The 20,072-nt window shown below is 65.4% G+C and carries 19 protein-coding genes, 1 tRNA gene and 1 riboswitch; of the genes, 16 read left to right on the plus strand and 4 right to left on the minus strand.

Going from position 1 to position 20,072, the window contains the following annotated elements; translation table 11 throughout:
• Positions 1-2: 2 nt before the first annotated feature.
• Positions 3-812 carry a glycosyltransferase family 2 protein gene (locus tag QM707_RS07350; RefSeq protein ID WP_415001200.1) on the minus strand — a complete coding sequence of 270 codons (810 nt, stop codon included), beginning with the start codon at positions 810-812 and terminating at the stop codon, positions 3-5.
• Between the two features lie 191 nt (positions 813-1,003).
• Here QM707_RS07350 and QM707_RS07355 point away from each other — a divergent pair, with 191 nt between their 5' ends.
• From QM707_RS07355 to cysK, 15 genes are all read left to right on the plus strand, one after another.
• Positions 1,004-2,173 carry an OprO/OprP family phosphate-selective porin gene (locus QM707_RS07355; RefSeq protein ID WP_415001201.1) on the plus strand — a complete coding sequence of 390 codons (1,170 nt, stop codon included), beginning with the start codon at positions 1,004-1,006 and terminating at the stop codon, positions 2,171-2,173.
• A gap of 303 nt (positions 2,174-2,476) precedes the next feature.
• Positions 2,477-3,487 (plus strand): phosphate ABC transporter substrate-binding protein PstS, encoded by a 1,011-nt coding sequence (pstS, locus tag QM707_RS07360; protein WP_415001823.1) that lies wholly within the window; start codon positions 2,477-2,479, stop codon positions 3,485-3,487.
• Between the two features lie 123 nt (positions 3,488-3,610).
• Positions 3,611-4,585 (plus strand): phosphate ABC transporter permease subunit PstC, encoded by a 975-nt coding sequence (pstC, locus tag QM707_RS07365; protein WP_415001202.1) that lies wholly within the window; start codon positions 3,611-3,613, stop codon positions 4,583-4,585.
• Positions 4,582-5,448 (plus strand): phosphate ABC transporter permease PstA, encoded by an 867-nt coding sequence (gene pstA, locus QM707_RS07370; RefSeq protein ID WP_415001824.1) that lies wholly within the window; start codon positions 4,582-4,584, stop codon positions 5,446-5,448. The genes pstC and pstA overlap by 4 nt, the downstream gene beginning before the upstream one ends.
• Entirely contained in the window at positions 5,441-6,262 is an 822-nt protein-coding gene (gene pstB, locus QM707_RS07375) for a phosphate ABC transporter ATP-binding protein PstB (RefSeq protein WP_415001203.1), read from the plus strand. Before pstA ends, pstB begins: the two co-directional genes overlap by 8 nt.
• 46 nt (positions 6,263-6,308) lie before the next feature.
• Positions 6,309-7,007 carry a phosphate signaling complex protein PhoU gene (phoU, locus tag QM707_RS07380; protein WP_415001204.1) on the plus strand — a complete coding sequence of 233 codons (699 nt, stop codon included), beginning with the start codon at positions 6,309-6,311 and terminating at the stop codon, positions 7,005-7,007.
• A gap of 105 nt (positions 7,008-7,112) precedes the next feature.
• Positions 7,113-7,613: a GFA family protein gene (locus QM707_RS07385; RefSeq protein ID WP_415001205.1), complete on the plus strand. Its 501-nt coding sequence runs from the start codon at positions 7,113-7,115 to the stop codon at positions 7,611-7,613.
• 122 nt (positions 7,614-7,735) lie between these two features.
• A riboswitch (glycine riboswitch) is annotated at positions 7,736-7,831 on the plus strand.
• Positions 7,832-7,873: 42 nt separating this feature from the next.
• Positions 7,874-10,762 carry an aminomethyl-transferring glycine dehydrogenase gene (gene gcvP / locus QM707_RS07390; protein ID WP_415001206.1) on the plus strand — a complete coding sequence of 963 codons (2,889 nt, stop codon included), beginning with the start codon at positions 7,874-7,876 and terminating at the stop codon, positions 10,760-10,762.
• A gap of 206 nt (positions 10,763-10,968) precedes the next feature.
• Positions 10,969-11,487, plus strand: coding sequence for an RNA polymerase sigma factor (locus tag QM707_RS07395; protein WP_415001207.1), 519 nt, complete (start codon positions 10,969-10,971; stop codon positions 11,485-11,487).
• A gap of 60 nt (positions 11,488-11,547) precedes the next feature.
• Entirely contained in the window at positions 11,548-12,033 is a 486-nt protein-coding gene (locus QM707_RS07400) for a hypothetical protein (protein WP_415001208.1), read from the plus strand.
• Between the two features lie 7 nt (positions 12,034-12,040).
• Positions 12,041-12,898, plus strand: coding sequence for a DUF692 domain-containing protein (locus QM707_RS07405; protein ID WP_415001209.1), 858 nt, complete (start codon positions 12,041-12,043; stop codon positions 12,896-12,898).
• The gene (locus tag QM707_RS07410; protein ID WP_415001210.1) at positions 12,885-13,643 is read left to right on the plus strand and encodes a DUF2063 domain-containing protein; all 759 of its coding nucleotides are present in this window, start codon (positions 12,885-12,887) and stop codon (positions 13,641-13,643) included. The genes QM707_RS07405 and QM707_RS07410 overlap by 14 nt, the downstream gene beginning before the upstream one ends.
• A gap of 72 nt (positions 13,644-13,715) precedes the next feature.
• Positions 13,716-14,363 (plus strand): DoxX family protein, encoded by a 648-nt coding sequence (locus tag QM707_RS07415; RefSeq protein WP_415001211.1) that lies wholly within the window; start codon positions 13,716-13,718, stop codon positions 14,361-14,363.
• Positions 14,364-14,447: 84 nt separating this feature from the next.
• Positions 14,448-15,044 (plus strand): ribonuclease T, encoded by a 597-nt coding sequence (rnt, locus tag QM707_RS07420; RefSeq protein WP_415001212.1) that lies wholly within the window; start codon positions 14,448-14,450, stop codon positions 15,042-15,044.
• 101 nt (positions 15,045-15,145) lie between these two features.
• Positions 15,146-16,102, plus strand: a complete 957-nt coding sequence (gene cysK, locus QM707_RS07425; protein WP_415001213.1) for a cysteine synthase A — start codon at positions 15,146-15,148, stop codon at positions 16,100-16,102.
• A 254-nt stretch (positions 16,103-16,356) separates the two neighbouring features.
• Here the strand turns inward: cysK and QM707_RS07430 are convergent, their stop codons facing one another.
• From QM707_RS07430 to rnr, 3 genes are all read right to left on the minus strand, one after another.
• The gene (locus tag QM707_RS07430) at positions 16,357-16,629 is read right to left on the minus strand and encodes a CBU_0592 family membrane protein (RefSeq protein ID WP_415001214.1); all 273 of its coding nucleotides are present in this window, start codon (positions 16,627-16,629) and stop codon (positions 16,357-16,359) included.
• Between the two features lie 65 nt (positions 16,630-16,694).
• Entirely contained in the window at positions 16,695-17,441 is a 747-nt protein-coding gene (rlmB, locus tag QM707_RS07435; protein ID WP_415001215.1) for a 23S rRNA (guanosine(2251)-2'-O)-methyltransferase RlmB, read from the minus strand.
• 4 nt (positions 17,442-17,445) lie between these two features.
• Entirely contained in the window at positions 17,446-19,839 is a 2,394-nt protein-coding gene (gene rnr, locus QM707_RS07440) for a ribonuclease R (RefSeq protein ID WP_415001216.1), read from the minus strand.
• Between the two features lie 123 nt (positions 19,840-19,962).
• Between rnr and QM707_RS07445 the strand changes: the two genes are divergently transcribed.
• Positions 19,963-20,047: transfer RNA gene (locus tag QM707_RS07445), tRNA-Leu, on the plus strand.
• The last annotated feature ends 25 nt before the right edge of the window (positions 20,048-20,072 follow it).

Here is a 20,072-nt window from a genome sequence, read left to right on the forward strand (position 1 = left end):
CATCACCACGGGATGCACTTGAAGCGTTTCCACATGCGATCGTATTCGGCCTTGCTCGCCGCGGCCTTCACCGGATCCTTCGCGATCTGCGCCATGCCCGAGCCCGGATGGCAGGTACGGCGCACCAGCGGCCAGGGCGATTCGTGCCGGACGAGGCGAACGTTCCCGCCGCCGCTACGCAGGATGTCCGGCAACCCGACGCGCGTGCCGACGATTTCGTCCCAGGATATCGGCGCCGTCGCTTCCACCAGATGCACGCGGCGAAGTTTGCTCTGCCCCAGGCGTCCGAGCCATTCGGTATCCAGGTGCCAGCGGTATTCTTCGTCGAACAGGCCCACGCGGTTCAGCGTCGCGCGCGGCATGACCCAACCCGAAGGCGTCGCGTAATCGAAGATGCGCAGCACCGCGCCTTCGGGCGTTACCTCCAGCTGCGTCGACGAAACGAAGTCGCAATCCGCCAGCTGTTGCAATGCGGTCCCGAGGTGCTCCGGCGACCACAGGTCGTCGTCTTCGAGGAAGGCGATCGCTTCGCCCGTCGCCTTGGCCATCGCCGCGTTGAGCGCGGACGCCTGCGAGCGCCGGGGCGCTTCGACGATCAAGACCTCCGGACCGAGTCGTTCGCGCGCTCGTTCGCCCTGGCCCGCGTCGACGCCGACGATCAGTTCCAGTTCAAGGCCATCGCGCGCGGCGGACTGGCCGCGCACGTTCGCGAGGGCCCGCTCGACATACCATCGATCCTCGGAATCGGAGGGCAGCATCGGCGCCAGGCGGGAGGGAATGACGACCGAAAGGCGGGAAACGGTAACGCTCAAGACAGGAAGCTCCAGGCCGAGGCCCATGATGAAGCGCCGGATTGTGCCGGCTGGACGCTGAATCCGGCTGAATCCTTGATGTCCGTCATGCTTCCGACTTGTCGCCGTCATATGTCTCGCTTGTCACAATAACGAAACCTTCACGACCTAAGCTGCGCCGGTCTTTCCACTCGCCCTCGCAGGGAACCGTCATGAAACTGATGCAGAAACTGCTCGCCGCCGCCGTCCTCGCGGCGCTGTCCACCCCGGCCTTCGCCGAAATCTCGTTCGACGTCATCGGCGGTTCCGAAGTGACGTTCGAGGGCCTGCTGCAGGCCGACACCTACTGGTACAACAGCGACGTGGCCAACCTCAATGCCGCCACCGGCGACGGCGAGGAAGACTTCGACTTCCGTCGCGCCGAGCTGATCTTCAAGGGCAAGGGCCCGGGCCAGTGGAATTGGGTCGTGGGCTACGACGCCAAGGACAAGAAGTTCCTCGACGCCAATATCCAGTACAAGTTCACCGGCTTCACCTCGGTCACCGTCGGCCAGTTCAAGCAGCCCAACAGCCTGGAAGAACTGAGCAGCACGCGCCACAACGACTTCATTTCGAAAGCCATGAACACGAACATGCAGGGCATCGCCCGCCGCATGGGCGTGGGCGTGACCACCGGTGGCGACGACTGGACGGTCACCGGTTCCTGGTTCACCCGCGAAATGACCCGCAACCGCGCCGGCGGCGACGGCTTCGGCGTGCGCGGCGCCTGGGCGCCGATCCTGAACGAGGGCGGCTTCCTGCACCTCGGCCTGTCCTACGTCGATTTCGAAGCGGCCGATTACACGCAAGCGATCAACGCCAATCGCGACAACAAGGCGCGCCTGCGCGTGCGCCCGGACGCCGACATCACCGGCGTGCGCCTGGTCGATACCGGCACCTTCACCGACGCCGACCGCATCCGTACCTGGGGCGCGGAAGCTTCATGGGTGCATGGCCCGCTCAAGATCCAGGGCGAATACATGGGCACGCGCATCAGCCGCACGGCGCACGACAATTTCAGCGGCAATGGCTGGTATGTCTCGGGCGTGTGGAACGTGACGGGCGAAACCTGGACCTGGAAGAACGGCACCATCGCCACTCCGCTGCCGAACGATCCGTCCAAGGGCATGTGGCAGCTGGGCCTGCGCTACGACCGCGTCGACCTGAACGATGGCCTCGTCTACGGCGGCACCGAGCACAACTTGATCGTCGGCGCGAACTACTACTGGCATTCGAACTTCAAGTTCGCGCTGAACTACGTCAAGGTGAACAGCGAGCGCGGCCTGATCCCGATCAACGACGATCCGAGCATCATCGAGTTCCGCGCCCAGATCTACTGGTAAGCGCGGACACGAAGGACGCGGCTCCGGCCGCGCCCTTTTGCTTTCCAGGGATGAACGAACAGCGTGCATCCCCGAATCCAGCGGAGCGTTGTGCGCCGGACCGCGCGAAGCAGGTTCGGCTTCAGTCCGCTCATCGGCTACCACCGACCATCAACCACGAACCATCCCCCCTGCTTTCGTGGCGATTGTTACAACCGTCACACCCCTGTCACAAACCTCCGCGATCCTGTGCGCGCCGGGAAGACCGGCGACCGATCCCGGTGATCCCGCGGACCCTTCCAGGAGCCTCACGTGTTCAAGTCCATGAAATCCCGCTTCGCCATCCTCGCCCTCGCGGCGGCCCTGGCGAGCCCCTTCGCCAGCGCCCAGAACGTCACCGGCGCCGGCGCTTCCTTCGTCTACCCGGTCATGTCGAAGTGGTCGGCCGACTACAACAAGGCCACCGGCCGCAAGGTCAACTACCAGTCCATCGGTTCGGGCGGCGGCATCGCCCAGATCAAGGCCGGCACTGTCGATTTCGGTTCGTCCGACGCCCCGCTGAAGCCCGATGATCTCGCCGCCTCCGGCCTCGTGCAGTTCCCGTCGGTGATCGGCGGCGTCGTGCCGGTCGTCAACGTGCCGGGCTTCACCGCCGGCCAGATCCGTCTCAATGGCGCCGTGCTCGCCGACATCTTCCTCGGCCAGGTCAAGACCTGGAACGATCCGGCCATCGCCGCGCTGAACCCGGGCGCCAAGCTGCCGGCCCTGCCGATCCGCGTCGTGCACCGCGCCGATGCCTCCGGCACCACCTTCAACTTCGTCAACTTCCTTTCCAAGGTCAGCCCGGAATGGAAGAGCAAAGTCGGCGAAGGCACGGCTGTGAAATGGCCGACCGGCATCGGCAGCAAGGGCAACGAAGGCGTCGCCGCGTTCGTCAAGCAGCTCAAGGGCGGCATCGGCTACGTCGAACTGTCGTACGCGCTGCAGAACAAGATGGCCTACACCGCGATGCAGAACGCCGCCGGCAAGTTCGTACTGCCGAGCGACGAGAGCTTCGCCGCCGCCGCCGCCAACGCCGATTGGGCCAAGGCCAAGGATTTCTACCTGGTCATGACCAATGCGCCGGGCGAAGCCTCGTGGCCGATCACCGCGACCAATTTCATCCTGATGTATCGCCAGCCGAAGAACGCGGCGTCCGCCAAGGCCGCCAAGGAATTCTTCACCTGGGTGTACGCCAATGGCGACGACGCGGCCAAGAAGCTCGACTACGTGCCGCTGCCGCCGGCACTGGTCGCGCAGATCCAGGCCTACTGGACGCAGAACATGAAGTACTGATCCGGAAGGATCCCGCCCGCGACGCAGCCTTCGGACGAAGGCTGCGTTCGCATCGGGGATCCGGGAATTGCGCACCACGCCTCGCGCGCAATTCCGGGCTTCCCGTCCGAAAGAAAAACAACGATGACTGCACAGCCTTCCCTTGCCCTGTCGACGCTGGACCAGCGCGCGCGCACCGACGGCCGTCTCGACGGCATGTTCCGGTTCCTCGTCGCCTGCGCCGGCGTGACCGTTCTGGTCGCGCTGCTCGGCGCCGCCGCCGCGATGTTGTGGGGTGGTCGCGAAGCCTTCAGCGAATTCGGCTGGGCCTTCTTCACTTCGAGCGAATGGGACGTCGGTGCGCGCAAGTTCGGCGCCCTGGTGCCGGTGTTCGGCACGGTGATCACTTCCTTGATCGCGATGATCATCGCGGTACCGGTGAGCTTCGGCATCGCCCTGTTCCTGACCGAAGTCGCGCCGGCCTGGCTGCGTACGCCGCTGGCCTCGGCGCTGGAACTGTTGGCCGGCATCCCGTCGATCATCTACGGCATGTGGGGCTTGTTCGTGCTCGTGCCCTACCTCAGCGAGCACGTCTATCCCTGGATGGAAGCGAACCTGGCCACCGTGCCGGTGGTCGGAAAAATCTTCGAAGGCCCGCCGCTGGGCATCGGCATGCTCACCGCCGGCATCGTGCTGGCGATCATGGTGATTCCCTTCATCAGCTCGGTGATGCGCGAAGTCTTCCTGACCGTGCCGACGCGCCTGAAGGAATCGGCCTATGCGCTCGGTTCGACGACCTGGGAAGTGGTCTGGGACGTCGTGCTGCCCTATACGCGTTCGGCCGTCATCGGCGGCGTCTTCCTCGGCCTCGGCCGCGCGCTCGGCGAAACGATGGCGGTCACCTTCGTCATCGGCAACGCCTACGAGATCAGCGCCGGCCTGCTCAATCCGGGTACGTCGATCGCGTCCACGATCGCGAACGAGTTCGGCGAATCGGTCGACCCCCTGCACAAGTCCTCGCTGCTCGCGCTCGGCCTCGTTCTCTTCGTGCTGACCTTCGTCGTACTGGCCTTCGCCAAATGGATGCTGATGCGCCTGCAGAAGCGGGAGGGCAACTGATGGCCACCTCCTTCGCCGACCGCTTGTACTTCCGTCGCCGCCTGATCAATGGGCTGAGCCTGGTGCTGTCCGGTGCCGCCGCGCTGTTCGGCCTGTTCTGGCTGATCTGGATCCTCTGGACCACGCTGAGTCGCGGCCTGAAGTACCTGACGCCCGCGCTGTTCACGCAGATGACGCCGGCCGCCGGCGAAGACGGCGGCATGCTCAACGCGTTCGCCGGCAGCCTGATCATCGGCACGCTGGCCATCGGCATCGGCACGCCGATCGGCATCGCCGCCGGCACGTATCTCGCCGAATACGCTAACAACCGGCGCATCGGCGCAGCCATCCGCTTCGTCAACGACATCCTGATGTCGGCGCCGTCGATCGTGCTCGGCATGTTCGTCTACACCGTCGTCGTCGTTCAGATGGGCCATGCGTCGGCCTTCGCGGGCGCGATCGCTCTCGCCTTCATCGCCCTGCCGGTGATCGTGCGCACGACCGACGAGATGCTGCGCCTGGTGCCGACGCAGATGCGCGAGGCGGCGCTGTCGCTCGGCATCCCGCAGTGGAAGGTCACCACCCAGGTGCTCTATCGCGCCGCCCTGCCCGGCATCATCACCGGCGTGCTGCTGGCTTTCGCCCGAATCAGCGGCGAGACCGCACCGCTGCTGTTCACCTCGCTGAGCAACCAGTACTGGAGCACGGACCTGATGCAGCCGATGGCCAGCGTGCCGACGGTGATGCTCAGCTTCGCGATGAGTCCGTTCGAGAACTGGAACGGCCTGGCCTGGGCTGCCGCCTTCTGCATGACGCTATTCGTCCTGACGCTGGGCCTGATCGCCCGCGTCGTCCTCCTGCGCAACAAGATGAGCAATGACTGACGTGCAAATCTCCCTCGCCACCTCGCTGCCGTCCGGCGCGTCCAGCACGCTCGCCGCCTCCCCGGTGAAGTTGTCCGCACGCGGACTGTCGTTCTACTACGACCAGTTCAAGGCCCTGCGCGACATCGACCTGGATGTCCCGGAAAAGCGCGTCACCGCGCTGATCGGCCCTTCCGGCTGCGGCAAGTCGACCCTGCTGCGCATCTTCAACCGCATCTATTCGATCTATCCCAAGCTGCGCGCCGAAGGCCAGGTCCTGCTCGACGGCGAGAACGTGCTCGATCCGAAGTACCAACTCAACAAACTACGCTCGAAGATCGGCATGGTGTTCCAGAAGCCGGTGCCCTTCCCGATGTCGATCTACGACAACATCGCCTACGGCATCGGCCACTACGAGAAGCTCTCGCGTGCGGACATGGACGCCCGCGTCGAAGCCGCCCTGCGCCAGGGCGCGCTCTGGGACGAGGTCAAGGACAAGCTCAAGCAGAGCGCGCTCGGCCTGTCCGGCGGCCAGCAGCAGCGCCTGTGCATTGCCCGCGCGATCGCATTGCGCCCGCAGGTGATCCTGTTCGACGAACCGACCTCGGCGCTCGATCCGATCGCCACCGGCAAGATCGAGCAGCTCATCTCGGAGCTGAAGCAGCAGTACACGATCCTGATCGTGACCCACAACATGCAGCAGGCCGCGCGCGTGTCCGACTACACCGCCTTCATGTACCTGGGCGAACTGGTCGAACACGGCGTGACCGAAACCATCTTCACGAAACCGACCAAGCAGCAGACCGAAGACTATATTACGGGGCGCTTCGGCTGAAACGCCGAGGCTGCTGACCGACACCGGAACCCTTCAGAGAAAGACCATGGCGACGACCCACGACCACATCGTCAAGAGCTTCGACAACGAGCTGCAGCGCCTATACGGCGAAATCACCCGCATGGGCGACATCGCCGTGGCCCAGCTCGACGCCGCCGTCGACGTGCTGATGCGCCGCGACAGCAAGGCCGCCGAGCGCGTGGTCGCCAACGACGATGCCATCGATACGCTCGAGCACGAAGTCAGCAACGACGTCCTGCGCCTGCTCGCGCTGCGCCAGCCGATGGCCCGCGACCTGCGCGAAGTCTATGCCGCGCTGCGCATTTCGGCCGATATAGAACGCATCGGCGATTACGCCGCGAACGTCGCCAAGCGTTCGATGGTGCTGAACCAGGTCGCGCCGGTCGGACCGGTGCGCAGCCTGCCGGCCCTGGCCAAGCTCGCCAACGAACTCGTACGCGACGCCGTGCAGGCCTATCGCGACCGCGATGCCGATCGCGCCCTGCTCGTGCGCAACCGCGACGTCGAGGTCGATGCGCAGTACACCTCGCTGTTCCGCGAGCTGCTGACCTACATGGCCGAAGATCCCAAGCAGATCACCGCCTGCACGCACCTGCTGTTCATGGCCAAGAACATCGAACGCATCGGCGACCATGCCACCAATATCGCCGAGAACACCTGGTTCCTCGTGCATGGCGCACCGCTGACCGAATCGCGCGCCAAGGGCGATCTGACCAGCCAGTAATCGTGTTTGCGGCGCCGGGCGAGAATCGCCCGGTCTCGTCGCATCCGGCCATTGCTCCGCCCTGCGACCGCTCACATACTCGGCGCATTCCGGAAGGAGGCGCCGATGAACGCAGGCAACGAATCCTTTGCCGAGGGCGGCTGCACCTGCCGCACTGTCCGCTATCGCATCCAGGGCACGCCGATGATCGTGCACGCCTGCCACTGCAGCTGGTGCCAGCGCGAGACCGGGACGGCCTTCGCGCTCAATGCCATCATCGAAGCCGATCGCGTCGCACTGCTGCAGGGCGAAGTCGAAGTGATCGATACGCCATCGGCGAGCGGCAGGGGCCAGAAGATCGCCCGTTGCCCGCAGTGCCGTGTCGCGCTGTGGAGCAACTACCCCACCGGTGGCCCCGGCATCCGTTTCGTCCGCGTCGGTAGCCTGGACGAGCCCGGCGCCTTCCTGCCGGACGCGCATATCTACGCCTCGACGAAACAGCCCTGGCTCGTTCTCCCTGCCGATGGCGCACCGGTCTTCGACGAGTTCTACGACCCTCGGGTCGTCTGGCCCCAGGAATGCCGTGACCGCTACGTCGCCGCCCAGAAGGCCGCCGCATCGGCCTGAGGCCGTGACCGCCCCGATCGGGTAAACTGGGCGGGCTCGATGCGCGGTATGGGAGAGCGTGGCCCCGAGCCACCGCCGAAGGCGTAACGCCCGTAATCGCTCAGGAACCAGAACCGTACCGCGCGAGCGACTCTGGAGAGACCGGAACCGACCGGCGCCGAAGGGGCATGGGGTGGCAACTCCCCAAAACTCTCAGGCAAAAGGACAGAGGGGCGAGAACCGTGCCGTGCGCACGGCCACTGCCCTTGTCCGGACCCGCCATGACCCGCGAATCCCTGCGCCAGCTCGAGCACCACGACGCCTTCCTCGAACGCCATATCGGCCCGAACGACGGCGAGATCGCGCACATGCTGCGCGCGGTCGGCTACGACTCGCTCGATGCGTTCACCGATGCCATCGTGCCGGGCAGCATCAAGTCCGCCGCACCGCTCGCCCTGCCGGCGCCCATCAGCGAAGTGGAGGCGATCGCCAAGATCCGCGCGATCGCCGATCGCAACCAGGTCTTCCGCAGCTTCATTGGCCAGGGCTATTACGGCACGCATACGCCGAACGTGATCCTGCGCAACATCCTCGAGAACCCGGCCTGGTACACCGCGTACACGCCCTACCAGGCGGAAATCTCGCAGGGCCGCATGGAAGCGCTGATCAACTTCCAGACGATGTGCGCCGACCTCACCGGCATGGAAATCGCGAACGCCTCCCTGCTCGACGAGGCTACCGCCTGCGCCGAAGCGATGACGCTGGCCAAGCGCTCCTGCAAGTCGAAGTCGAACGTATTCTTCGTTTCGTCCGGCGTGCATCCGCAGTCGATCGAAGTCATCCGTACCCGCGCCGAACCGCTGGGCATCGAGGTCATCGTCGGCGATGATGCCGATGCGGCCGGCGTCGATGCCTTCGGCGTGATGCTGCAGTACCCCGACACCTTCGGTGCGATCAACGACTACCGTGCGTTGGCCGAGGCCGTGCATGCGCGCGGCGGCCTCGTCTCGGTCGCCACCGACCTGCTGGCCCTGAGCCTGATCGCCGCGCCCGGCGAATGGGGCGCCGACATCGTCGTCGGCAATTCGCAGCGATTCGGCGTGCCCTTCGGTTTCGGCGGCCCGCACGCCGCCTTCATGGCGTGCCGCGACGCCTACAAGCGCTCGATGCCGGGCCGCCTGATCGGCGTGTCGATCGACGCCGAAGGCAAGCCCGCCTATCGATTGACGTTGCAGACGCGCGAGCAACACATCCGCCGCGAGAAGGCGACGTCGAACATCTGCACCGCACAAGTATTGCTGGCCGTGATGGCGAGCATGTACGCGGTCTATCACGGCCCCGAAGGCCTGGTCCGCATCGCACGCCGCACGCATCGCCTGGCCACGATCCTGGCGACCGCGCTGCGCAGCGGCGGCGTGTCGGTCGGCGACGGCTTCTTCGATACGCTGCATGTCCATGGAGTGGCCGCCGGCGAGATCCACGCACGCGCCCAGGCCGCGCACATCAACCTGCGCCCGGTCGACGCCGGCAGCGTCGGCATCAGCCTTGACGAAACGACGACGCGCGAAGACGTGATTCGCCTCGCCGGCCTGTTCGGTGTCGAAGTGAAAGACATCGACGCGCTCGATGCCGCGGCCAACGACGCGATCCCGAGTAGTGCAAGGCGATCCAGCGCCTTCCTGCAGCATCCTGTCTTCAACACGCACCACAGCGAGCACGAACTGCTGCGATACATGCGCGCGTTGGCCGACAAGGACCTGGCCATGGATCGCACGATGATCCCGCTGGGCTCGTGCACGATGAAGCTCAATGCGACCGCCGAAATGATCCCTGTCACCTGGCCCGAGTTCGGACAGATCCATCCGCTGGCGCCGGCAGCGCAGACGCGGGGCTACAAGGAACTGATCGACGGCCTCGAAGCCATGCTGGTCGAATGCACCGGCTACGATGCGGTCAGCCTGCAGCCGAATTCCGGCGCGCAGGGCGAATACGCCGGCCTGTTGGCGATCCGTGCCTATCACCGCAGCCGCGGCGAAGGCCATCGCGACATCTGCCTGATCCCCGACTCCGCGCATGGCACCAACCCCGCTTCGGCGCAGATGTGCGGCATGACCGTCGTCGTCACGAAAACCGATGCGAACGGCAACGTCGATGTCGCCGACCTGCGTCGTGCGGCGGAAAAGTACAGCGACCGCCTCGCGGCGATCATGATGACCTACCCATCCACGCATGGCGTGTTCGAGGAAGACGTCGTCGAGATCTGCGAACTGATCCACCAGCATGGCGGCCAGGTCTATACCGACGGCGCGAACATGAATGCGCTGGTCGGCGTCGCCAAGCCCGGGCGTTGGGGTTCGGACGTCTCGCACCTGAACCTGCACAAGACCTTCTGCATTCCGCACGGCGGCGGCGGTCCGGGCGTCGGTCCCTGCGCGGTGAAATCGCACCTGGCGCCCTTCCTGCCGCGCGCGTTTGGCAACGACGGCCTGCGCACCGACGGCGTCGGCATGGGCGATGTCGGCATGGTCTCGGCCGCGAGCTTCGGCAGCGCCAGCATTCTTCCGATCAGCTGGATGTACGTGACGCTGATGGGCGCCGAAGGCCTGCGCAAGGCCACGCAGGTCGCCCTGCTCAACGCCAACTACATCGCCAAGCGCCTGGCCGCGCATTACGACACGCTGTACACGGGCCGCAACGGCCTGGTCGCGCATGAATGCATCCTCGACCTGCGCCCGCTGAAGGACAGCACCGGCATCAGCGCCGAGGACGTGGCCAAGCGCCTGATCGATTTCGGCTTCCACGCGCCTACGTTGAGCTTCCCGGTCGCCGGCACGCTGATGGTCGAACCGACCGAAAGCGAATCGCAGCACGAACTCGACCGCTTCATCGACGCGATGATCCAGATACGCGACGAGATCCGCGCCGTCGAGGAAGGCAAGCTCGACCGCGAGGACAATCCGCTGAAGAACGCGCCGCATACGGCGACGGCCGTCAGCGCCAGTGAATGGACGCATGCCTATCCGCGCGAGCTGGCCGCCTTCCCGCTGCCGGTGCTGAAGCAACAGAAGTACTGGCCGCCGGTGGCGCGCGTGGACAACGTCTATGGCGACAAGAACGTCATGTGCGCCTGCATCCCGGTGGACGCCTACAAGGAAGAAGCCGAGGCCTGACCAGGACCGGGCGGTCCCCCCGATAGAGCCCCGCATCGCGGGGCTCTTCTTTTTGGCCCGCGTACGCTGGCTTTGGCGGGAGCGCGCGGTTTCCCGAAAATGAACGGAAGTTGAACGGATCCGGCTGACCGGCGAATCCTCCGCCCCGGCACGATGCTCTTTTGGGCTGTCAACGGCGCCACGAGCGCGCCATGCTTGGAAACACGATGAACGCGGCCCTGGCCCTCAACGACGATCTGCTGGCGGCACGCTCGGGCGACCCGCGCGCGCTCGAACGCGTGCTCAGCCGTTCGCGCCAGGACCTGCGCCGCTACGCCGAGTACCACTGCCCGATCAACGATGTCGAAGACGCGGTGCAGGAGTCCTTGTTCACCGTGTCGCGCAAGCTCGTGGATCTGCGCCAGCTCGAGTGTTTCGCGTCCTGGCTGTTCCGCATCGTCAAGCGCGAGTGCAACCGTTACAAGCGCATCAAACGTAGTTTGCTGCAGGTGCCCATCACGGAGGACATCGAGGGACCGCATTACCCGGAAAGCAAAGGCCTGGCGCGCGATGTCGCCAAGGCACTGGAATCGCTTCCTGCCCACTACCGCGAGATCATCCTGCTGCGCGATCTGGACGGATTGAGCCTGGAAGAACTGTGCAGCAAGCTCGGACTTTCGTTGCAGGCCGCCAAGGCGCGGCTGCATCGGGCCCGCAGCCTGGCGCGCGAGTATCTCGCCGCCTGAATCGATGTAGATACCTTTCAAACCCGCGGATCCGACCGCAATCAACCAAGAGAGAACATCATGTCCAACAACATCCTCAAGCCGCTTTCCCTCGGTGCCGTCATCGTCGGCGGTCTCGCCTTGTCGCAGTCGAGCTTCGCCATGACCTCGCTCGCCCAGGGCTATCTGCTCAGCGCGCACGAAGCCAGCGCCGACAAGGGCAAACACGGCTCCTGCGGCGAAGGCAAGTGCGGCGCCATGCACGCCGACAGCAACAAGGACGGCAAGGTCAGCGCCGCCGAACATGCCGCGATGGCCAAGGCGCGCTTCGACGCCATGGACAAGAACAAGGACGGCATGATCAGCGCCGACGAGATGAAAGCCGGCCACGAAGGCAAGTGTGGTGAAGGCAAGTGCGGCGCCTCCGGCAAGGGCAAGGCCGAGGGCAAGTGCGGCGAAGGCAAGTGTGGCGAAGGCAAGTGCGGTGCCGACAAGGGCAAGGCCGAAGGCAAGTGCGGCGAAGGCAAATGTGGCGAAGGCAAGTGCGGCGACGACAAGAAGAAGTGATGCGGCGATGACGTCCAGGCGCGAACTCGATGCATCCTCCGCCGGCCTCGGCCTGCGGCGGGCCCTGCTGGGCCCGTTGCGGGACGCGGCGCCGGGCGGATTCGATTTCCTCGAATGCGCGCCGGACAACTGGATCGGCGTGGGCGGCCGCTACGGCGACGCCCTCGCCGAACTCAGCGCGAAATACCCGCTGGTCTGCCACGGCTTGTCGCTGAATATCGGCGGCGTGGCGGCGTTCGACGATACGCATCTGCTGCGCCTGCGCCGGTTTCTCGATGCCCACCGCGTGCCGATCTTCTCCGAACACCTGAGCTATTGCGCGGACGACGGCCAGCTCTACGACCTGATGCCGATCCCGTTCACCGAGGAAGCCGTGCATCACGTCGCCGGACGCATCCGCCAAGTGCAGGACGCGCTGGGTCGCCGTATCGCCGTAGAGAACGTTTCCTATTACGCCGCGCCCCACCAGGCGATGGCTGAGATCGATTTCGTCAATGCCGTACTGGCCGAAGCCGACTGCGATCTGCTGCTCGACGTCAACAACGTCTTCGTCAACGGCATCAACCACCGTTACGACCCCTATGATTTCCTGCAGCGTCTGCCGGCCGAGCGCGTGGCCTATTTCCATGTCGCCGGCCATTACGACGAGGCCGACGACCTGAAGGTCGACACGCACGGCGCGTCCGTGAAGCCCGATGTCTGGAACCTGCTGGCAGCGGCCGTGCGCCGCATCGGTCCGCGCCCGGCCCTGCTCGAACGCGATTTCAATTTTCCGCCGTTCGACGAGTTGCTGGCGGAAGTCGCGACGATTCGCCGCGTCGTATCGGAAGCGACGCCGAAGGAGCCGCTCCATGCACGCGCCTGATGCCCTGCGCGCGCAGCAGTTCGAACTGGCGGCGCACCTGCGTGACCCCGTTCTGAACCCGGCACCGCCCGCGATCGAGGAACGTCGCCTGGCGGTCTATCGCGAGCTGTTCTTCAACAGCATCCGCGATCTGTTGTCGGGTAATTTCCCGGTGATAAGGCGCTTGTTCGGCGAAGAGCGATGGTCCTTGCTGGTCCGCGATTTCTATCGCGAATACCGCTGCCAGACGCCGCTGTTCCCCGAGATCGCCCGCGAATTCATCCGCTACCTCGACGACATCGAACTGCCGCCCGATGCCCCGTGGCTGCGCGAACTGGCGCATTACGAATGGGTGGAGCTGGCCCTGGACATTTCCGAGGGCGATCCGCTGGCACTGGCTTGCGATCCTTTCGGCGACCTGCTGGAAGGCGCACCGCAACCCTCTCCGCTTGCCTGGGCGCTCGCCTACGCCTGGCCGGTGCATCGGCTGAGCGAAGACTACCGGCCGATGGCCGCGCCGGCCGAACCGACCTTCCTGCTGGTGCAACGCGATGACGAGGGGCGCGTGCGTTTCAACCAGATCACCGCGTTGGTGTTCCGTTTGTTGCAACGCCTCGACGAAGCGCCTGAAATCAGCGGGCGCGAGCAACTCTTCGCATTGGCCTGGGAGGCCGGCGCACCCGATCCGCAAGCCTTCGTCGTCGAGGGCGCGGCCATGCTCGAACAACTGCGGCAAGCGCGCGTCCTGATCGGCACGCGGGCTTGAAAGCACCGATAGGCCCGGAAGCCGCATCCCGCGGCACGGGCTCCTTTTGACCGAAGATTGAGGAACACGATCATGAAATACAGGGAACATTGGCTCGCCGTCACCGAACGGCTGGATGGCATCGGCGACTGGCTCGCTCCGCTCGGACTGCGCCTGCTGCTGGCCTGGGAATTCTGGGAATCGGGCATCGAGAAGTATCGCGGCGAAAACTGGTTCGCCGATATCCAGAACCAATTCCCCTTCCCGTTCAACCTGGCGCCGCCGGACCTGAGCTGGGCGATGGCGACCTGGTTCGAACTCGGCGGCGCGATCGCACTGCTGCTCGGCTTCGGCACCCGTTTCTTCGCCTTTACCTTGCTGGTGCTGACGATGGTCGCGACCGCTTCGGTGCACTGGCCGATGAGTTGGGAGTCGCTGCGCGATCTGGCCATGGGCTATGTCATCACCGACCGCGGCTTCGGCAATTTCAAACTGCCGTTGCTGTTCGCCGCAATGCTGTTGCCACTGGTCTTCCGCGGCGCCGGCAAGCTCAGCCTGGACAACCTGTTCGCCCGTGCGTTCGACGCGCGCGTGCGTCATGGCTACGTGGATGCGCGCGCCTGGTCGCTGGGCCTGCTGGTCCTCGGCATCCCGCTGTCGTTGTTGGTGCCGATGTTCGGCATCGCGCTCGTGATCGCCGGCGTCGCGCTCGGCCTGGCATCGGTTTTCCTGTTCGCGTAAGGGCGCACCCGGCCCGACGTCGGGCCCGATCCTTCGTCGAACTGATATCCTGCAGGCATGGACTTGCCTGCAGCATCGCCCCGAATGGCCGAGCGTTTTCGCGGTTTCCTGCCCGTGGTGGTGGACGTGGAAACCGGCGGCTTCGATTGCGCGAAACACGCGCTGCTGGAAATCGCCGCGATGCCCATCCTGATGGATGCGGACGGCAGGCTCGTGCCGGGCGCGATGGCCAGCAGCCACGTGATGCCGTTCGAGGGTTCGGAGATCGATCCGAAATCGCTCGAGGTCACCGGCATCGACGTGCACCACCCTTTCCGCGATGCCGTGCCCGAACGCGAGGCCCTCGACCGCATCTTCGTCCCGGTGCGGGCGGCGGTGCGCGCGGCCGGCTGCCAGCGAGCGATCCTGGTCGGGCACAACGCGCATTTCGATCTCGGCTTCCTCAACGCCGCGGTAACGCGGGTCGAACACAAGCGCAACCCCTTCCACCCCTTCAGCGTCTTCGACACGGTCACGCTTGGCGGCCTGGCCTACGGCCAGACCGTGCTCAGCCGCGCGGTACAGGCGGCCGGCATCGCCTGGAACGGCGACGAGGCGCATTCGGCCGTCTACGACGTCGAACGTACGGCCGAATTGTTCTGCAAGGTCATGAACCGCTGGCAGGACGCCGTCCAGCCCTGAGCCGCGGCCGGGCGTGGCCGGTGCCGGGGCCAGTTGGCGTAATCTGATCCTGTCCCGGCGCAGCGGCTTGCCCGCGTCCGCCCGTCCCAAGGAGTGACCTCATGATTCTCGACAGCATCCTCGACACCATCGGCCGCACGCCGATCGTGCGCATCCAGCGCCTCGCGCCGAAGGGCGTGGACATGTTCGTCAAATGCGAATTCTTCAATCCGATGTCGTCGGTGAAGGACCGCCTTGCCCTGGCCATCATCCTCGATGCCGAACAGAGCGGCGCCCTGAAGCCCGGACAGATGGTGGTCGAAGCGACCTCCGGCAACACCGGCATCGCGCTGGCGATGGTCTGCGCGGCGCGCGGCTATCCCTTCGTCGCCTTCATGGCCGAGAGCTTCTCGATCGAACGCCGCAAGCTGATGCGCGCGCTCGGCGCCAAGGTGATCCTGACGCCGGCCGCCGAACGCGCCACCGGCATGATCAAGCGCGCCGAGGAGTTCGCCGCGAAGCACGGCGCTTTCCTCGCGCGACAGTTCGAGAACCCGGCCAATCCGGCGTTCCATCGCAGCACGACGGGCCCCGAGATCCTGCAGGATTTCGCCGGTCGCCGACTCGATTGGTACGTCACCGGCTGGGGCACGGGCGGCACGCTGACCGGCGCCGGCCAGATGATCAAGGCCGCGCGTCCCGAAACGAAGATCGTCACGACCGAACCGGCCGGCGCTTCGATGCTTGCCGGCAAGGATTGGACGCCGCACAAGATTCAGGGCTGGACGCCGAACCTGGTGCCGGCGGTGCTCGATCGCAGCGTTTACGACCACAACCTGCCCGTCACCGACGAACTCGCGCGCGATACCGCACGCGCCCTGGCGCAGCAGGAAGGCATTTTCTGCGGCATTTCCGCCGGCGGCACCTTCGCCTGCGCTCTGCAGGTTGCGCGCGAACTGGCCAAGCCCGGCGATGCGATCCTGGCGATGCTGCCCGACACCGGCGAACGTTATCTCTCGACCTTCCTGTTCGAAGGCATCAACGAGGGTTCGGACGACGAGTGGCTGGCGAGCCTGTAAATCAGGTTGGTGGTTGGTGGTGAGTGGTTGGTGGTAAGAACACCACTTATCACCAACCACGAACCATCAACCGCACTAAGACAGGTTGGTGGTTGGTGGTTGGTGGTGAGTGGTTGGTGGTGAGTGGTTGGTGGTGAGTGGTTGGTGGTGAGTGGTTGGTGGTGAGTGGTTGGTGGTGAGTGGTTGGTGGTAAGTGGTTGGTGGTAAGAACACCACTTATCACCAACGACGAACCACCAACCGTATTTGTTTGCTCAGGCCTTCGGCTTGGCGAAACGCTGCGACATCGCCTGCCAGATGCCATAGGCGCTGATCGCGACCCAGGCCGTTTCGATGAACAACACCGACCAGTTCATCTGCTCGGCGTACCAGATCGGCACCAGGATGCCGGCGGCGCCGAGCATGTTGATCAACGGGAACATCACGCCGTCGCCGCTGATCTTGCGCATCTGCTGCCCGGCGTAGGCGCCCAGCACCAGCAACACGCCGACGAAGCCGACGAAATCGAACCACTGCAGATTCAGCATTGCCGCTCCCCGAAGTTCCTTGTCCTGGCGCGAACCGGTAGCGATTCGCGCATCGCCTGCAGGTACTAGCCCAATCGCTGCCGCACGGCCTCGAACAGGGCCACGCCGGTGGCGACGGAGACGTTGAGGCTTTCCATCTCGCCCGGCATCGGGATGCGGACCAGGCCGTCGCAATGCTCGCGCGTCAACCGACGCATGCCCTCGCCTTCGCCGCCGAGCACCAGCGCGACATTGCCGCGCAGGTCGATGCCGTGGATGCCCGTCGTCGCCTCGCCGTCGAGTCCGTAAACCCAGACGCCGGCTTCCTTGATCGCGCGCAGCGTGCGCGCCAGATTGGTCACGCTGATGACCGGAATGCGATCGGCGGCGCCGGCCGACGTCTTGCGAACCGTCGCATTGATCGGCGCGGCCTTGTCCTTCGGGATGATCACCGCCGTCACGGCGGCAGCGGCGGCACTACGCAGGCAGGCGCCGAGATTGTGCGGATCCTGCACGCCGTCGAGCACGAGCAGCAAGGCCTTGCCTTCGGCGCCCTCGATCAGGGCCGGCAATTCGCTTTCCGCCAGCTGCTTGGCCGCTTCGTAACGCGCGATGACGCCCTGGTGGCGCAGTCCGCCGGCGATACCCTCCAGCGCCTGCGTATTCACGCGGCGCACCGAAACGTCGCGACGGCGCGCGGTTTCCTCGATCTCGGTCAGGCGCGCGTTCTTGCCGCCGGCCTCGATCAATACCTCGCGCACGTGCTCGACATCGTGCTCCAGCGCCGATGCGACCGCATTGATGCCGGCGATCCATTGCCCCTGCTTGCTCATCGTTTCACTCCGCCCATGCCTTCTTCTTTTTCGGCGCTTCCGGCTCCACCAGCTTGAAGTCGATGCGCTTGTCTTCGACGCTGGCCTTCAGCACCAGCACGCGCACCGGGTCGCCCAGGCGCCAGACACGCCCCTTGCGTTCGCCGCGCAGCGATTTGCGCAGCGGATCGAAATGATAATAGTCGTGCGGCAGCTGGGTCACGTGCACGAGGCCGTTGACCTTGGATTCGCTGAGCTCGACGAACAGGCCGAACGAGGTCACGCCGCTGATCACGCCATCGAACTCGCTGCCGACGTGCTGTTCCATCCAGGCGCTGCGGTAGCGTTCGTCCACCTCGCGCTCGGCTTCGTCGGCGCGGCGCTCCTTTTCCGAACATTGCAGGCAGAGCCCGGCCATTTCTTCGGCCGAATAGGAAAAACCATCCTCGCTGCCGCTGGCGAGCGCATGTTTGATGGATCGGTGCAGCAGCAGATCGGGATAACGGCGGATCGGCGAAGTGAAATGCCCGTAGGCTTCCAGCGCCAGACCGAAGTGACCCTTGTTGTCGGTGGCGTACACCGCCAGGCTCTGCGAACGCAGCAACACCGTTTCCAGCAACGCGGCATCCGGCCGCGCCCGGATCTTCTTCAACAACGTGGTGAAGTCCTTCGGCGTCACCGCCGCGTAGGACGGCAGGCGCAGGCCGAACTCGGACAGGTATTCGAGCAGGTCGGCGTACTTGGATTCCGGCGGACGGTCGTGCACGCGGAACGGCGCTGGGATCTTCTTCTTCAGCACGAACTTGGCCGCTTCCACGTTCGCGGCGATCATGCATTCCTCGATAAGCTTGTGCGCATCGTTGCGCTCGAGCATGCCGGCCTGGATGACCTCGCCCTTGGAGTCGAGCACGAAGCGTGTTTCGCCGGACTCGAATTCGATCGCACCGCGTTTCGTCCGCGCCTTCGCCAGCACCTGGTAGAGCTGGTGCAGGCGTTCGACGTGCGGCAACACCGCACCGATCTGCGTGCGCGCCTCCTCGTCGTTCTCGCCCACCGCCTTCCAGACCTGGGTATAGGTCAGACGCGCGTGCGAGCGCATCACCGCCTCGTAGAACTTCGAACGCGTCACCTGGCCTTCGAAATCGACGTGCATGTCGCAGACGAAGCAGAGCCGGTCCACCTTCGGATTCAGCGAGCAGATGCCGTTCGACAAGGTCTCCGGCAACATCGGTACGACGAAGCCCGGGAAATAGACCGAGGTACCGCGCAGGACCGCCTCGTCGTCCAGCGCCGTGCCGGGCCGCACGTAATGGGAGACGTCGGCGATCGCGACGATCAGGCGGAAGCCCTTGCTGTCGGTCTCGCAATAAACCGCATCGTCGAAATCCTTGGCATCTTCGCCATCGATGGTCACCAGCGGCATCTGGCGCAGGTCCACGCGGCCGCGCGCGACCTCGGCCGGCACTTCCACCGGCACGGCAGCGGCTTCGGCCAGCGCCGCCTTCGGGAACTCGTGCGGCAGATCGTGGCCGTGGATCGCCATCTCGACCACGCGCGAAGGCGTGAGCTTGTCGCCCAGCACGACCAGTACCTTGCCGATCGGCGGCCGGCCCTTGGTCGGCGCCTCGACGATCTCGCAAACCACCAGCTGCCCCTCGCGCGCGCCATTGCGCGCATCCGGCGGGATCAGCAATTCGGCCAGCACGCGGCGATCATCCGGCACCACGGTACCGATGCCGGCGCGTTCGCCGTAACGGCCGACCACACGCGTCAAGCGGCGTTCGAGCACTTCGACGATCCCGGCTTCGCGCCGGCCGCGATGGTCCACGCCGGTCACGCTGACCAGCACGCGGTCGCCGTGCAGGGCCTTGCGCATCTCGCCCGGCGGCAGGAACAGGTCGTCGCCGCCCTTCTCGGGCTTCAGGAAACCGAAGCCTTCCGGGTTGGCGATCACCACGCCGGCGATCAGGTCGAGCTGTTCGGCCACGGCGAAACCGCCGCGTCGGTTCATGATCAACTGGCCGTCGCGCAGCATCGCATTGAGCCGCCGCGACAGGGCGTCCAGCCGGTCCGGCGCCGTCAGCTTCAAGGCGCGTGCGATGTCCTCGACCGCCAACGGACCGGGCGCGTCGGACAGGAACGCGATCAGGGCCTCGCGGCTGACGATGGGGTTCTCGTAGCGCTGCGCTTCGCGCGCGGCGTGCGGGTCGGCGCGATGGCCGGGCTTGCGGGCGGGTCCGGGCTTGCTGGACTTGCCCGGCTTGCCGCGCGGGCCGGCCGGCTTGCCTCCGGGCTTGTCGTCTTTACGCGGCCCTTTGCGGGCGGGTTTTTCATCGCGGCCGGCGCTGAGCTGGATGGAATCGGGTAGCCAGGGCGGCCGGGAACCGGCGCCGGCCTTTTTCTTCGGGGTTTTCTTCATGCGCGCATGGTACACCGCCGACCTGAACGGACCCGCCTCGGGCCGGCATCCGGCGAACCGAAATTGACAAACGCCGCGCCGATCTTTAGATTACGCGGCTCTTTCGCCCATGGCGGAAGATTGGCCCAGGTGGCGGAATTGGTAGACGCACTAGTTTCAGGTACTAGCGGGTAAAACCGTGGAGGTTCGAGTCCTCTCCTGGGCACCACGATACAGTTTCAGGACGTCCAAAG

It is taken from the genome of Arenimonas sp., from assembly GCF_047602345.1.
GTDB lineage: Bacteria > Pseudomonadota > Gammaproteobacteria > Xanthomonadales > Xanthomonadaceae > Arenimonas.